At 65.0% G+C, this 14,149-nt stretch carries 9 protein-coding genes and 3 pseudogenes; 5 read left to right on the forward strand and 7 right to left on the reverse strand.

What is annotated here, in order from left to right; all coding sequences use genetic code 11:
• Positions 1-17: 17 nt before the first annotated feature.
• A pseudogene (locus tag FCN77_RS13980) lies at positions 18-680 on the reverse strand (response regulator); the annotation flags it as partial.
• A gap of 269 nt (positions 681-949) precedes the next feature.
• Between FCN77_RS13980 and FCN77_RS13985 the strand changes: the two are divergent.
• The gene (locus FCN77_RS13985; protein ID WP_254678560.1) at positions 950-1,384 is read left to right on the forward strand and encodes a universal stress protein; all 435 of its coding nucleotides are present in this window, start codon (positions 950-952) and stop codon (positions 1,382-1,384) included.
• Positions 1,385-1,389: 5 nt separating this feature from the next.
• Here the strand turns inward: FCN77_RS13985 and FCN77_RS13990 are convergent, their stop codons facing one another.
• The 3 genes and pseudogenes from FCN77_RS13990 to glgC all read right to left on the reverse strand — a co-directional run bounded on the left by FCN77_RS13990 (position 1,390) and on the right by glgC (position 4,874).
• Entirely contained in the window at positions 1,390-1,854 is a 465-nt protein-coding gene (locus FCN77_RS13990; protein ID WP_137322754.1) for a pyridoxamine 5'-phosphate oxidase family protein, read from the reverse strand.
• A gap of 101 nt (positions 1,855-1,955) precedes the next feature.
• Positions 1,956-3,406 (reverse strand): annotated as a pseudogene (locus FCN77_RS13995) (SDR family NAD(P)-dependent oxidoreductase).
• Between the two features lie 67 nt (positions 3,407-3,473).
• Complete coding sequence (glgC, locus tag FCN77_RS14000) at positions 3,474-4,874, reverse strand: glucose-1-phosphate adenylyltransferase (RefSeq protein WP_137322755.1); 1,401 nt, start codon at positions 4,872-4,874, stop codon at positions 3,474-3,476.
• Between the two features lie 100 nt (positions 4,875-4,974).
• Here glgC and glgA point away from each other — a divergent pair, with 100 nt between their 5' ends.
• The gene (gene glgA, locus FCN77_RS14005; RefSeq protein ID WP_137322756.1) at positions 4,975-6,171 is read left to right on the forward strand and encodes a glycogen synthase; all 1,197 of its coding nucleotides are present in this window, start codon (positions 4,975-4,977) and stop codon (positions 6,169-6,171) included.
• Positions 6,172-6,316: 145 nt separating this feature from the next.
• On the opposite strand, the gene FCN77_RS14010 is transcribed toward glgA, so the two are convergent.
• Both FCN77_RS14010 and FCN77_RS14015 read right to left on the reverse strand, forming a co-directional pair.
• Positions 6,317-8,431, reverse strand: a complete 2,115-nt coding sequence (locus FCN77_RS14010) for an acyl-CoA dehydrogenase (RefSeq protein ID WP_137322757.1) — start codon at positions 8,429-8,431, stop codon at positions 6,317-6,319.
• A 67-nt stretch (positions 8,432-8,498) separates the two neighbouring features.
• On the reverse strand, positions 8,499-9,086 hold the full coding sequence (locus tag FCN77_RS14015) for a TetR/AcrR family transcriptional regulator (protein ID WP_254679025.1): 588 nt from the start codon (positions 9,084-9,086) through the stop codon (positions 8,499-8,501).
• 189 nt (positions 9,087-9,275) lie between these two features.
• On the opposite strand from FCN77_RS14015, the gene FCN77_RS14020 reads away from it, so the two are divergent.
• The 3 genes and pseudogenes from FCN77_RS14020 to FCN77_RS14030 all read left to right on the forward strand — a co-directional run bounded on the left by FCN77_RS14020 (position 9,276) and on the right by FCN77_RS14030 (position 12,904).
• The gene (locus tag FCN77_RS14020; protein WP_137322759.1) at positions 9,276-10,646 is read left to right on the forward strand and encodes an acetyl-CoA C-acetyltransferase; all 1,371 of its coding nucleotides are present in this window, start codon (positions 9,276-9,278) and stop codon (positions 10,644-10,646) included.
• Positions 10,647-10,656: 10 nt separating this feature from the next.
• Positions 10,657-11,996 (forward strand): annotated as a pseudogene (locus tag FCN77_RS14025) (3-oxoacyl-ACP reductase).
• A complete protein-coding gene (locus tag FCN77_RS14030; RefSeq protein ID WP_137322760.1) occupies positions 11,993-12,904 on the forward strand; it encodes a MaoC/PaaZ C-terminal domain-containing protein in 912 nt (303 codons plus the stop codon). Before FCN77_RS14025 ends, FCN77_RS14030 begins: the two are co-directional and overlap by 4 nt.
• Before the next feature lie 111 nt (positions 12,905-13,015).
• On the opposite strand, the gene FCN77_RS14035 is transcribed toward FCN77_RS14030, so the two are convergent.
• Complete coding sequence (locus FCN77_RS14035; protein ID WP_137322761.1) at positions 13,016-14,137, reverse strand: aromatic acid exporter family protein; 1,122 nt, start codon at positions 14,135-14,137, stop codon at positions 13,016-13,018.
• Positions 14,138-14,149 lie beyond the last annotated feature (12 nt).

Below are 14,149 nucleotides of genomic sequence, written 5' to 3' on the forward strand. Positions count from 1 at the left end.
GCCGGCACCGCCTTGTTGGCGATGTACACCGCCGCCTGCGTCCGCCGTTCAAAACCAAGCTTCGCCAGCAGCGAGGACACGTAGTTCTTGACTGTCTTCTCCGCCAGGAACATTTCCCCGGCGATCTGCCGGTTGGTGAGCCCGCCGCCCACCAATTCCAGTACTCGCCGCTCCTGGGGAGTCAGCCCGGCGATCCGCGGATCAACCTGCTGGGGTGCCACCAGGCTTTCCACAATGCTCGCCGCCACACCGTCGTCGAACAGCGACTCGCCGGCGGCCGCCCGGCGCATCGCCCCGATGAGATCCGTGCCGCCGATCTCTTTCAGGACATACCCCCGCGCACCGGCAAGAACAGCGCCGCGGAGCGCTTGTTCGTCGTCGAAACTCGTCAGGATCAGGCAATTCAAGCGGGAATCCACCGATCGCACATCCCGGCAGACTTCGATGCCGGTCCCGTCCGGAAGGCGCGCGTCAAGGACGCTTACGTCGGGATGCAGGGCCGGAATCCGGCGCGTCGCCTCAACTGCTGAGCCGGAACTGCCCACCACCTGGAAGCCTTCGCCTTCCAGGAGCTCCTGCAAGCCCCTCCTGACCAGTTCGTGGTCATCCAAGATGAACACGCGGATCAGGTCAGTCTGCGTCTCGCGCGTAGCGGGACCGAGGTCTGCCCGAGGAATCATGGTCCTCCTGTCCGGCGGCCGGAGCCGCCAAGGTCGGTCCGCAACCAGCTTGCCGGTACGGTGCACATCCATTATGTCTGTGACGGCTATGTTTCCGTCATCCGGCTCTGCAATTCTCGTTGACACCCGTTACCGCAACAAGGGTCCTTGGACCCACGGGCGGCATGTCTTTAGGCCCTACCACCTCCAGTCCGCGGCACACATTCTAGAAGGACAGCAGGCGGACGGTGCGGTGCCGTTGGCAGAAAGGGGCTGCAATGAACCGGGCCATGGACATCCGATCGATCGTAGTTGGCGTGGACGGTTCCGACGCCTCGGTGGAAGCCCTCAAATGGGCCCAGGAACTTGCGTTGCCGCTCGGGGCCCGCATCGTGGCACTGGCATGTTGGGATTATCCGCCCGTCTACGACGGCTACGTGGCGATGGGTATCAACGACTTCGACGTCCGTGCCGGGGAGATCCTCCAGGAGGCCGTGGTTAAGGCCTTCGGGGCGGAGCTCCCGCCGAACGTGGAGTCGCGGTTGGAGCAGGGCCGGCCGCGCCACACGCTCATCGATGCCAGCCGGAAAGCCGACATGCTGGTGGTGGGGCGGCGCGGCCACGGGGGCTTCAGCGGCCTGTTGCTGGGCTCAGTGAGCTCCGCCTGTGTTGCGCATGCCCATTGCCCCGTCCTGGTAGTACACACACCGGAGAAACACCGGTAGACCCGTTACTCGAACGATGCGCGCCGGGGATCCGTCAGCCGCGTGTTCCACAGGTCCGGCTTCTTGACCTTGAAGCGCCGACCGGTCATTGCCTTGGGTGCCAGCCGCACGTAGTAGTCCTTGTCGCCGGGTTGCCACGGTTCCAGTAACAGGGCGTCAACTTCGTCCTTTTCGTCCTGGGTTTCGATCAGTTCGGATTCGCCGCGGGCCATCACGCTCCAGGCCATCTCTTCGTGAGCGTCGTAGCCGTCAATTTCGAAAGCGACGGGCTTGGCGGTCATGGCTGCCCAGAGCTTGGTCCCGCCCGCTGTCCGGAAGACAATGTTGCGACGCTGGAGCACGAAATTCACCGGGAAGATTTCCGGGTGGCCATCGACGATGAGGGCGATTCTTCCGACAGTCTCGGTGTCGAGCATAACCCAGCACTGGTCAATGGACAGCTGGCCCTCGGGCGGTGTCATCGTGTTCATGTAAACCCACGTTACGGTCCCTCCGGCACACCCATTAGGGCCATAAGGCCCCTAGCGGCACCGCCAGCGTCTCTGATAGTTGGGTGCCCGAAAAATGGCCGCTACCAGGGGCTCGACTTATAGTCCTTGAGGAAGACGCCGTACTGGTCCTCGCCGTTTTCACCCGTAACGATGGGGTCGTAGACCCTGGCGGCGCCGTCAACCAGGTCCAGGGGCGCGTGGAAGCCCTCCTCCATGAGCCGGACCTTGGTGAAATGCGGGCGCTCATCCGTGATCCAGCCGGTGTCCACAGCTGTCATGAGGATGCCGTCGCTGTCCAGCATCTCCTGTGCGCTGGTGCGGGTCATCATGTTCAGGGCGGCCTTGGCCATGTTCGTATGCGGGTGGCCGGGGCCCTTGTAGGCGCGCGAAAACTGCCCTTCCATCGCGGAGACATTCACGATGTACTTGCGGCGCGCCGTGGAACGCTTCATGGCGTCACGCAGCCGGCTAACCAGCAGGAAGGGTGCAGTCACGTTGCAGAGCTGGACCTCAAGCATTTCCAGCGGGTCCACCTCGTCAACCACCTGGGTCCAGCTGTTGATGGCAGCCACGTCCGGAACCAGTCCACCGGCGTCGATGGCAGTGCCGGACGCGATCCGTTCCAGCGATGCTGAACCCGTGGACAGGGCAAGGGAGGTGATGGCATCTCCGGCGAGGACGGGATGTTCCATCACACTGCTGGCGAGGGCCAGGGGTGCTTGTCGTGGGCGTGGCCAAAGGTCACGAGTTCCGGGCCGCCGTTCGCCGGGTCGAGGGCGGCCGGCAGGGGCTCGTCCTCGGCATCGACCAGGGGCTTGTAGGCGTTGCCCGAGCGGCGGACCGTCTGGGCCGCATTGTTGATGATGATGTCCAGCGGGCCCGCGGCGTTCAGCGAATCCGTCAGCGCCATAACCTGGGACGGGTCGCGGAGGTCGATTCCCACAATCCTGAGCCGGTGGAGCCAGTCCCCGCTGTCCTCCATGGCCGCGAAGCGACGCGCCGCGTCCTTCGGGAACCGTGTGGTGATGGTGGTGTGGGCGCCGTCCCGAAGAAGCCGGAGCGCGATGTACATGCCAATCTTGGCCCGTCCGCCCGTCAACAGCGCGCGCCGGCCGGTGAGGTCGGTGCGGGCGTCGCGCTTGCTGTGGCTGAACGCGGCGCATTCAGGGCATAGCTGGTGGTAGAACGCATCCACCTGGGTGTAGTGCTTCTTGCAGATGTAACAGGGGCGGGACCTGATGAGATGCCCGGCAACTTTGCCCGTAGCCGAGGGTTCAAGCTTGTTCCCGCGGGTCTCGTCATCGATCCGGTCCGGTGCGGCCGTGGCGGTCTGCGCGATCACGGCACGGTCGGACTCGGCTATCAGATCGCGTTTGGTCACCCGGCGGTGCCGTTTGACGGCCTTGAACATCTTGCCGGTGGCGCGCCGCACCGAGACGTAGTCAGGGTGTTCCTCGTCGTAGGCATGGATGGTGTTGAGAACCTTGAGGCAGGCCTGGATGTCCTCAGGCGTCAAATCGGGGGTGTTCATTGTTTCGATTTTACAGCCTGGGGAGCTCCCGGCCCGCCGTCAAGGTTTAGGGGTTGGTGGCGATCGACTAATTGCCGCTGGAAGCGGCGCCTACAGCAGCTGCCTGGGCTTCGCCGGCCTTCTCCACGGACTCCCGGGCGGCGGGGGAATTTTGCGTTGCCGCCTTGACTGCGTTGGGCACCTGATGCAGGTTTGCTGCCGAGAGGGCACGTTCCGCTTCATCCGGCTCAGGGACTAACTGGCCCTTGGACAGGACAGTGATGCCTGAATCCGTTACTTTGAAGCCGCGTGCGCGGTCGAGTTCCGGGTCAAGGCCGATCGCCGCCCCGGCGGGCACTTTCACGTTCTTGTCGATAATGGCGCGATTGACCACTGCGCCCTCGCCGATCTGGACTTTGTCCATCAGCACCGAGTCGACCACGCGGCTCGACGTGCTGACGTAGACGTCGTTGGACAGGACCGAGCCCTCCACAATGCCGCCGGAGATCACAACGCCGCTGGCCACGATCGAATCGAGGGCAGTGCCTACGGTGTTGCCCTTCCCTCGCACGAACTTGGCAGGCGGGGAAATGCTCTGGCGCGTGTAAATGGGCCATTCCGAGTTGTACAGGTTGAAGACCGGCATTGGGGAAATGAGGTCCATGTGGGCGTCGTAGAACGAATCGATGGTGCCTACGTCGCGCCAGTAGGTGCGGTCCCGTTCGGTGGAGCCGGGGATGTCGTTCAGCGTGAAGTCGTAGACTCCGGCCTCGCCCTGACCGACAAAGTACGGAATGATGTCGCCGCCCATGTCGTGCTTGGTGTCGAGGCGCTCGGCGTCAACGTGCAGGGCCTCCACCAGCGCGTCGGCGTTGAAAACGTAATTCCCCATGGAAGCCAGGAACTGGGTGGGATCCGCCGCAAGTCCGGGCGTCGAGGAAGGCTTCTCCACAAAGGCCGCGATTTTCTGCGGATCGTCCTGGTCCACCTCGATGACGCCGAACTGGTCGGCCATGTGCAGCGGCTGCCTGACCGCGGCCACGGTTGCCTTGGCACCGCTGGCGACGTGCTGCTCCACCATCTGGGCGAAGTCCATCCGGTAGACGTGGTCCGCGCCGACCACAACCACAATGTCGGGGTTGGCGTCACGGATGAGGTTCAGGGACTGGTAGATGGCGTTGGCGCTGCCAAGGAACCAACTCTTGCCCACACGCTGCTGCGCGGGTACGGACGCAATATAGTTTCCGAGCTGGGTGGACATCCGCCATGTTTCGGAAATATGCCGGTCCAGGCTGTGGGACTTATATTGCGTGAGCACCACAATCTGCAGATAGCGGGAATTCACTAGGTTGGACAGGGCAAAGTCGATAAGCCGGTAGCTTCCGGCAAACGGCACGCCGGGTTTAGCCCTGTCAGCCGTCAGTGGCATCAGACGGTTTCCCTCGCCTCCGGCGAGGACAATTGCCAGGACTTTCTTATTCAACGGCATTATGGTCGCTCCTGTACGCCTTCGTAACTTCCCCAAGATCCGGCACGCCCGGATTCCTTCACACTAGAACAGATACGCCGTAACGACTACCTTGGGTATCGTGCGAATAGACATTGTGACTAAAGAGTTCCCGCCGGAGATTTACGGTGGCGCCGGGGTCCACGTGGCTGAGCTGAGCCGCGTATTGGCCAAACATGTGGATTTGCAGGTGCGGGCCTTTGGGGCGCCCCGGGATCCCGACTATCACGGGGCCAAGGTGACTTCCTACTCCGTTCCGGAGGATCTGGGCGCAGCCAACGCCGCCGTCCAGACTCTCGGAGTGGACCTGCGGATCGTGCCGGACGTCGCGGGAGCCGATGTGGTGCATTCGCACACGTGGTACGCGAACATGGCGGGGCACCTGGCGTCGTTGCTGCACGGCATCCCGCACGTGCTGAGCGCCCACAGCCTCGAACCGCTGCGTCCATGGAAGGCCGAGCAGCTCGGCGGCGGCTACGCACTGTCCTCCTGGGTGGAGAAGACCGCCTACGAGGCGGCCGCAGCCATCATCGCCGTCTCCGAAGGGATGCGCCAGGACATTCTGCGCAGCTACCCGGAGGTTGATCCCGCAAAGGTCCAGGTGGTCCACAACGGCATTGACGTCGAGCTCTGGCAGCGTGATGAGGGCGATGACGCCATTCGTGCCCTGGGCATCGATCCCGGTCTGCCCAGCGTGGTGTTCGTGGGACGCAATACCCGCCAAAAGGGTGTTCCGTACTTGCTTCGTGCCGCTGCGAAGCTGCCGGCGGACGTCCAGCTGGTCCTGTGCCTCGGCGCGGCAGACACCCCGGAACTCGCAGCGGAAACCGCCCGCCTGATCGAGGAGCTGCAAAGCCAGCGCACCGGCGTCGTGCTCATTGAACGGATGCTGCCCCGCCACGAGCTGATTCAGGTCCTCAGCCACGCAACGGCCTTCGCCTGCCCGTCCATCTACGAACCGCTCGGCATCGTCAACCTGGAAGCCATGGCCTGCGGCGCCGCCGTTGTGGCCAGCGCCACCGGCGGTATCCCCGAGGTTGTCCAGCACGGTGAAACCGGATTGCTGGTGGAGCTGGAACAGGTCACCGACGGGACCGGAACCCCGCTCGATCCTGAGAAGTTCGTGAGCGAATTCGCCGCAGCCCTCACCGAGGTGGTGTCGGATCCGGAGCGGGCGCGCGCCATGGGTCAGGCCGGCCGCCGCCGTGCCGAGGAGCACTTCTCCTGGGAATCCATCACGGAAACCACGCTTGAGGTGTACCGCTCCGTCCTTGCCTAAGGCAGTCCGGATACCGTTCCCGGCCATCTGGTAACAGACGCAGGAAACCACGACGGCGCCGCCCCACCTAACGGGGGCGGCGCCGTCGTGGTTTCCGCTTTCGCCCGGATCCCGGGCTCAGTTCCGTACGGCTTTAGCGCCTGGTTTACCGCCTGGGCGGCTTGGCTTCACGGGATTTACGGGCCAGCAGCACTTTCTCATCGACCGGTGCGTCTCCGCTGGCCCGCTGGCTGCGGACGTAGGCGCGGGCCTCGTCCTGGCGGATCTTCTCGGCACCGGTGGCAATCGTAGCGCGGAGGTGCTCCTGCCCGTACCCGAAGGCATCCACCAGGTCCAGGGCGTGCGGGCGGATCTTGACCAGTAGCCGGTTGATGTAATCGCCCACCGTGCGGGCGCGCTGCATCGACAGGCGCCCGTTCATGAGGTACCAGGACAGGTTCTTCTCGATGAGCGAGAGTCCGAACAGGTCCCGGAGCCAGGTCAGCACGCGCTTCGTTCCAGGGTCCTTTACATTGGCGAGGGCTTCTGTGAAGGCTTCCCACTGAAGCAGTTCCGCGTGGGCCTGGGCAGCCTCTATCAGTTCATGCTGGTGCTGGTTGAACGCAGCAGCCGCCTGCTGCTGCGGCAGTTTGTTGGATCCCTTCAGTGCGGCCCCCGCATCGGAAACCATGGTCTGCACCCGGTCGGTCAGCAGCAACCGCTGGGTGTCTTCATCCCGGAGCACGATGGCCGCCTTCTGCACTGAGCCCGTGTCGGCCACGAACTGGGCAACCTGGCGAAGGCCGGTCCGGTGAACTGCAGCGCCTGCCGCCTGGCTGACCACATAGCGTGCCAGCACGCCGACGTCGACTTTGCGGAATTCCTTCGCATAATCGGCGAGGAGGCGCTTGGCCACGAGCTGGAGCAGTACGGTGTTGTCGCCTTCAAAAGTGACATAGACGTCGAGGTCCGCGCGCAGGGAAGCGAAGCGGTTTTCAATCAGGAACCCGGCGCCGCCGCAGGCTTCGCGACACTCCTGGAGGGTATCGAGGGCGTGCCACGTGCTGAGCGGCTTGAGGGCCGCGGCCAGAGTCTCCAGGTCCTGGCGGTCCTCGTCGGTGTCATGGGCTCCCGAGAAGACGTCATCGAACTTCTGCAGCAGCTGCTCATGGGCAAACCCGGCCGCGTACGTCGTGGCGAGCCGGGTGAACAGCCGCCGCTGGTGGCGCTGGTAGTCCAGCAGCACTTCTTCGTCCGTGTGCGAGGAAGCATTGAACTGCCGGCGTTCGGAGGCGTACTGGATGGCGGTCTTGAGCGCGAGCTTGCTGGCAGCCACGGCGGCACCGTCCAGGGAAACCCGGCCCTGGACCAGCGTTCCCAGCATGGTGAAGAAGCGGCGGCCCGGGCTGGCAATGGGGGAGGAATACGTGCCGTCGGCGTCAACGTTGCCATAGCGGTTGAGCAGGTTGGTGCGCGGGATGCGGACGTTGCTGAAGTGGAGCCGGCCGTTGTCGATGCCGTTCAGTCCGCCCTTGACGCCGTCGTCCTCGCCGCCGATGCCCGGCAGGAATTCCTTGGTCTCGGGATCCCGCAGGTCCACATAGAACGCATGGACCCCATGGTTCACGCCCTTGGTCACAAGCTGTGCGAAGACCACGGCACCGAGCCCGTCGATTGCGGCGTTGCCGATGTAGTCCTTCCACGCTGCCCGGAAGGGCGTGTGGACCACGAATTCCTGTGTCGCCGGGTCAAAGGTGGCCGTGGTGGCAATGCTGGCAACATCGGAGCCGTGGCCGGTCTCAGTCATCGCGAAGCAGCCCGGAATGTCCAGGTTCATGATGCCGGGCAGCCACTTGGTGTGGTGTTCCTCGGTGCCGAGGTGCATCACCGCGGAGCCGAAGAGCCCCCACTGGACTCCCGCCTTGATCTGGAGGGACGGATCGGCAGTGACCAGTTCCTCGAAACCGGCGATGTTGCCGCCGTGGTCGTCGGAGCCGCCCAGCGCTGCGGGGAAGGCCCGGTGAACGGCGTTGTTCTCCACCAGGTACTTGAGCTGACCGAACGTCCGCCTCCGGTGCTCGGTGTGGGTAAGGCCTTCAGTCTTGTGCAGTTCGGGGCGGCCGGAAAGTTCGCGTGAGTGGCGTCGGATGTCCGCCCATTTGCCCAGGAGCTGTTCGCCGAGTGCTGCTACGTCGACTGCGGGAGACGCGCCGGCAGGCGCGTTTGAGCGGCTGGCCGGTCGGTTTGGTGGGCTGGCGGGGCGGTCAACTACGTCAGTCATGTCGATTCCTTCTTTGGTTCTGACAATTCTTGGCTCTGGTGGTACTGCGGTGTGCAAAATCCGGAAATCAATCGGTGTCCCGTGTTTCCAGTTCCGGGGCTATCCCGACGCACAGCCAGGCGGTGATCTGCCGGGCCATCGCTTCCTGGTCAGGCTTGCCCGGGGAGGCCGGGGTGCCCAGCCACTGTTCACCGGCGTTCCGGACCAGCCCGATCGCCGCGGTGGGCCAGTATCCGATCACGGCCTCCCTGCCGGCGCCCAGATGCTCGCGCATGGGCCGTGCGATCATGTCGCGGACCTCTTCGAAGAAGTGGCCAAGCGCACCCGCGGTGGCCATGCTTCCGCTGGCTGCCCCGGCATCGCCGGCAGAGTGCGTCGTGACGAACGTGTACACGTTCGGGCTGGTTTCAGCCATTTGGAGGTAGGCGGAGACCATGGCCAGAAGCCCCTCCCGCGGCGTCTGTGCGCTTTGGGCGGCCTCCTGGATGCGGCGCTGCATCTGGCTGAGGACCACTTCTCCTACGGCCTGCTGCAGCCCGGCCTTGTCGCCAAAGTAGCGGTAGAAAACAGACTTCGACGTTCCTGCGGCGGCAGCGATGTCCTCCATCGAAGCGTCGCTGCCGAGAGCGTGGACAGCTTTTCGGGCCGACTTGATGAGCTCCCGCCGGCGCTCCTCCCGGTGTGACTGCCAGCGCGCGGCGCGCCCGTCGACGGGGCCGTCGGAGCCGCCGGTCGCGCCTCCATCCGAAGGCGTGGCAAGTTCAACGTGGAAGATGTTCACGATACCCAGCGTATCAGGTACGCTGGGTATCGGTAACCAGCGTTGATCATAAGGAGACACCACATGTCCTTTACCGGACAGTCCGCAACCGGACCAGAGGAAGCACCCACAGCCCCCGAGGGGACACCGGCTGCGGGCCAGCTGCGCAGGGCGGTGGTGGTGGGCGGTAACCGGATTCCGTTCGCCCGGACCGGCGGCGCGTACACCAAGTCTTCGAACCAGGACATGCTGACGGCAGCCTTGGACGGCCTCATCGCGCGCTTCGGACTTCAGGACGAGCGGATCGGCGAGGTGGCGGCCGGCGCAGTCCTCAAGCACTCCCGCGACTTCAACCTCACCCGCGAGGCAGTTCTCGGATCCGCCCTGTCCGCTGAAACACCCGCCTACGATCTCCAGCAGGCCTGTGCCACCGGCCTGGAGACGGTCCTGGGCCTGGCTAACAAGATCAAGCTCAGCCAGATCGATTCAGCGATCGCCGGTGGCGTCGATTCCACTTCCGATGCACCGATCGCGGTGAGCGAAGGTCTGCGCGAGGTGCTGCTGGACCTGAACCGTGCCAAGTCCCTGCCCCAGAGGCTCCGGATCCTCAGCCGCCTTCGGCCCAAGGATCTGGCTCCCGACGCGCCCAATACGGGAGAGCCCCGGACCGGCCTTTCCATGGGCGAACACCAGGCCCTCACCACGGCGCAGTGGAAGATCACCCGGGAAGCCCAGGACGAGTTGGCCTACAACAGCCACCGCAACCTCGCAGCCGCCTACGACGCCGGCTTCTTCGATGATCTGCTCACCCCTTACCGTGGCCTGAGCCGGGATTCGAACCTTCGTGCCGACACAACACTCGAAAAGCTGGCAACCCTCAAACCCGTATTCGGAAAGAACCTCGGGGCCGAGGCAACCATGACGGCGGGCAACTCCACGCCGCTGACCGACGGGGCGTCCACGGTGCTGCTGGCCTCGGAGGAATGGGCAGATTCCCACGATCTGCCCAAGCTGGCAACAGTGGTCGACGGCGAAGCCGCCGCCGTGGACTTCGTGCATGGCAAGGACGGCCTGCTGATGGCGCCGGCGTTCGCCGTGCCGCGCCTGCTGGCCCGCAACGGCCTCACACTGGACGACATCGATTTATTCGAGATCCACGAAGCCTTCGCCGGCACCGTCCTTGGCACCCTGGCCGCTTGGGAAGACGAGGAATTCGGGCGCACCCGTCTCGGCTTGGAGGGCGCGCTCGGCAGCATCGATCGGTCAAAGCTGAATGTCAACGGTTCCTCGCTGGCTGCGGGGCATCCCTTTGCCGCCACCGGAGGGCGGATCGTGGCCTCGCTCGCCAAAATGCTTCATGAGAAAGGTCGGGTGGACGGACGCCCCGCCCGTGGCCTGATTTCCATCTGCGCTGCCGGCGGCCAAGGTGTCGTCGCGATTCTTGAAGCACTCTAGGGAGGCTGGCGTGACGGACAAGTACACACAATTCGTAAGCCGCGGCTTCGGCAAGGATGTCGCCCGCAAGCTGGGCCTGCCCCAGCCGCTGGTACTGCGGCGGTACCGGCCGGGCCAGCCCCTGATCCCGGGCCCCATCCTGGTCCAGGGGGCCAGCAGAGGTGCCGATGAGCTGGCAGCCGCCCTCCTGGGGTGGGATCTCGACGTCCGTCGCCACGCGGTCCCACGGGAGAAACTGGGCGCCATTGTGCTGGTCCTGGATGAGCTGGACCGGCCGGAGGACCTCGAAAAGCCTGTCCTTTCCGCGGCGGCATCCGTGCGCGACCTGGCGCCCAACGCCCGAGTCGTCACTGTCTCCCGCACGCCTGCGAGCGCCGTGGGTCCTGCCTCTGCAGCAGCGCGGCAGGGCGTGGACGGGCTGGTGCGGTCGCTCGCCAAGGAACTGCGGGCCGGCGCCACAGCGAACGGCATCGTGCTGGCTGAGGAGGTAACCACCACCAGCCCCAGCGCCCTGGGCGCCCTGCGCTTTTTCCTGTCAGGCCGCTCCGCCTTCATCGACGGGCAGTTCCTCAGCGTCACGTCAGGGGGCGGGCAGCTGCCGGCCGATCCGGAGAAACCGCTGGCCGGAAAGGTTGCCGTTGTTACCGGCGCCGCACGCGGCATCGGTGCCGCTATCGCCCGCACGCTCCACCGCGACGGCGCCACCCTGGTGGTGGTCGATATCCCTGCCGCCGGTGACCACCTGGCCGCGGTGGCCAATGAGGTCCGGGGACGGCCCTGCAGCTCGACATCAGCAGGGAGGATGCCGGCCAGCGCATGATCGACCATGCGGTGGGGAGGCACGGGCGCCTGGACATCGTGGTCCACAATGCCGGTATCACCCGGGACAAGCTTCTGGCCAACATGGACCAGAACCGCTGGAATTCGGTCATCGCCGTGAACATCGCGGCCCAGCTCCGCATCAATGAGGCGCTGCTGTCGTCCGAGCACTTCCGGGAGTCCCCGCGGATTGTTTCGGTCGCTTCCACGAGCGGCATTGCCGGCAACCGCGGGCAGACCAACTACGCTACGTCCAAGGGCGGGGTGATGGGAATGGTGCGCGCCACGGCGCCGCTCCTCTCGGACCGCGGAGGCTCCATCAACGCCGTGGCTCCGGGTTTCATCGAAACCGAGATGACGGCCCGGATCCCCTTTGCAACGCGCGAAGTTGCCCGCCGGCTCAACTCCCTGCAGCAGGGCGGGCAACCAGGCGATGTTGCCGAAGCCATAGCGTTCCTGGCCAGCGATGCCGCCGGGGGCATCTCGGGCGAGGTGCTTCGGGTCTGCGGACAGAACCTGGTGGGCGCATGACAAATGCCCGGCCCGTGATCCTCGGGGACATGCCGTCCCTGTCAAAGCTGTATGTCAACGCCGCCGCTACAGCGGCCAGGCGCCGCGTGCTGGGCGCCGATGCCGGGATCACGCTGCCGCCCTGCGGACACGAGGTCAGGGGAGTGCGGCCCCAGGTCGGTAACCTCACGGCGTACCAGCATCTGGTGGGTGAGTCCGCGAGCGACATCCTGCCTGCAGGGTTTATCCACGCACTGGCCTTCCCCGTGTCCATGAGCGTGATGAACCGTGACGACTTCCCCTTGCCGCTGCTGGGAATGGTGCACCTCAGCAACCGTGTGGAGCAGCATGGTGCCATGGTGTTCACCGAAGCGCTGGACATCACATCCTGGGCCGAGAACCTGCGCGGCCACCGTGCCGGTACGCAGGTGGATATTGTCACGGAAGTACGCCGGACCGGTGAAGCGGAAGTCCGCTGGAAGGGAACATCCACGTACCTGGCAAAAGGCGTCTTCCTCCCCGGGATCGACAAGCCCTCGGTGCCCGCGGAACCGTCCACCTTCTCGGCGCCGGACCCCACAGCCCTGTGGCAGCTGGGTGTCGACACAGGGCGGGCCTACGCGGCTGTTTCCGGTGACTTCAACCCCATCCACCTGAGTGTCCTTTCAGCCAAAGCCCTCGGCATGCGGCGCTCTATCGCGCACGGCATGTACCTGGCGTCGCGGGCGCTGGCCGACGTGGGCGCAGCAAAGGGTGACACCTTCAGCTGGGATGTTGCCTTTGAAGCGCCTGTGTTCCTGCCGGCGCGGGTGGCGCTGGATATCAGTTCAGACCACTCCCCGGGCGGCGCCTGGCAGCGCTCCGATTACGCCGCCTGGAATCCGCGGTCCGGCCGGCGGCACTTCAGCGGGTCGGTAGTGGCCTTGTAGCTGTCGACGGACGTTGCGGCATGCAAACCACGGAAGGCACGACAGCGGAGGTCACCCGGAAGGGCGGCCTCCGCCGTCGTGATTATTCTAGAAAAATAGTTCCGCCGCGGCTCAGGACTGCCCGGAAGTGACGGCCCGAAGAATACGGTGCAGACTCAGGACGATCGTTTCGGCGGCACTCGGCGCGTCCGGGTTTACGTCGTCGGACGCCATCCGCTCCGCCAGGGCATCCACTGCCGTTTTGGCCGCCTCGATCAGCTGATTTTGCCTCTCGGGCTGCTCGTCTTCCATGGACCGCAAAACTTCGCTGACCGCAGCCAGGGCCTCGGCCAACGGTTCGCTGTAAGGAAGCGGGATCACAAAGGGTACGTCCTTATCCCAAATGACGTCCGCCAGGACCTCCGTCATGTCCTGGATGTGGAAGGTCACGCTCTCCAGGCCGCGAAGGTCTTTGTAGTCCTGTTCCAGGTCGTGGACGTGGCGGCGACGGCGGGGGTTGGCCTTCCGGCTGGCATCAGACTTCTGGACGGCCGCCCTGACTGCGCGGGCTGACTTCGCCAGCTCCTCGGAACGCACGGACCACTCTTCGTGTTCGGGCGGCCATTCTTCCTTCATGGCCTGTCCCATGTCCGAGAGCTGCTTGGCCAAAGCCCAGCGCAGCTCCGCGAGGCTGAGCGCGGCTGCCTTAAAGTGAAGCGGCGGGAAGACCAGCAAGTTGACCCCGATACCGACCACCACGCCGACGCCCATCTGCAGGAGGTAACCGAAGGAGAAGTCGTCCGGGTTGCGCCCGCCCACCAGGAGCACCAGGAGCGCCGCCGTCGGAATCCAATCCCGCCCCGCTCCAAGGCGGGGGAGTCCCGCGAGCAGGACCCCCAGCCCCATCACGATGGCGACAGTCACAGGGGTGGGTTCGCTGAAGCTCACCAGCAGGAACGCGAGTCCGATGCCGAGCGCCAGGCCTACAAGTGTTTGCAGGCCTTGCCGCATGGAACCTGCCACGTTCTCGTACATTGCCACGAGCGCGCCCAGAGGGGCGTAGTAGGGGTACTGGGCAGCAGCGCCGGGCATCATGGGCGCGATCAGGAATGCCAGGCCCGCTGCCAGGCCGGCCTTGGCCGCCAGTTGCAGCCTCGGCCCCGAGACGGCAGCGGAAAGGATGTGTACTGTGGTGCGCCAGAGCGTGGCGGCTGGCGAGGCTGCTGCGTCGTCCTGCTGTTTTGTTTTGATCATCTCGCCTCACCA

The organism is Arthrobacter sp. 24S4-2, from assembly GCF_005280255.1.
In the GTDB taxonomy this organism is placed as follows: Bacteria; Actinomycetota; Actinomycetes; order Actinomycetales; family Micrococcaceae; genus Arthrobacter.

Bases quoted from the DNA above. Each gene is read 5' to 3' on its own strand.
- FCN77_RS14010 (WP_137322757.1), bottom strand. From the start codon at position 8,431: ATGACTGACGTAGTTGACCGCCCCGCCAGCCCACCAAACCGACCGGCC.
- FCN77_RS14020 (WP_137322759.1), top strand. From the start codon at position 9,276: ATGTCCTTTACCGGACAGTCCGCAACCGGACCAGAGGAAGCACCCACA.
- FCN77_RS14035 (WP_137322761.1), bottom strand. From the start codon at position 14,137: ATGATCAAAACAAAACAGCAGGACGACGCAGCAGCCTCGCCAGCCGCC.
- glgC (WP_137322755.1), bottom strand. From the start codon at position 4,874: ATGCCGTTGAATAAGAAAGTCCTGGCAATTGTCCTCGCCGGAGGCGAG.
- FCN77_RS13990 (WP_137322754.1), bottom strand. From the start codon at position 1,854: ATGAACACGATGACACCGCCCGAGGGCCAGCTGTCCATTGACCAGTGC.
- FCN77_RS13985 (WP_254678560.1), top strand. From the start codon at position 950: ATGGACATCCGATCGATCGTAGTTGGCGTGGACGGTTCCGACGCCTCG.
- FCN77_RS14030 (WP_137322760.1), top strand. From the start codon at position 11,993: ATGACAAATGCCCGGCCCGTGATCCTCGGGGACATGCCGTCCCTGTCA.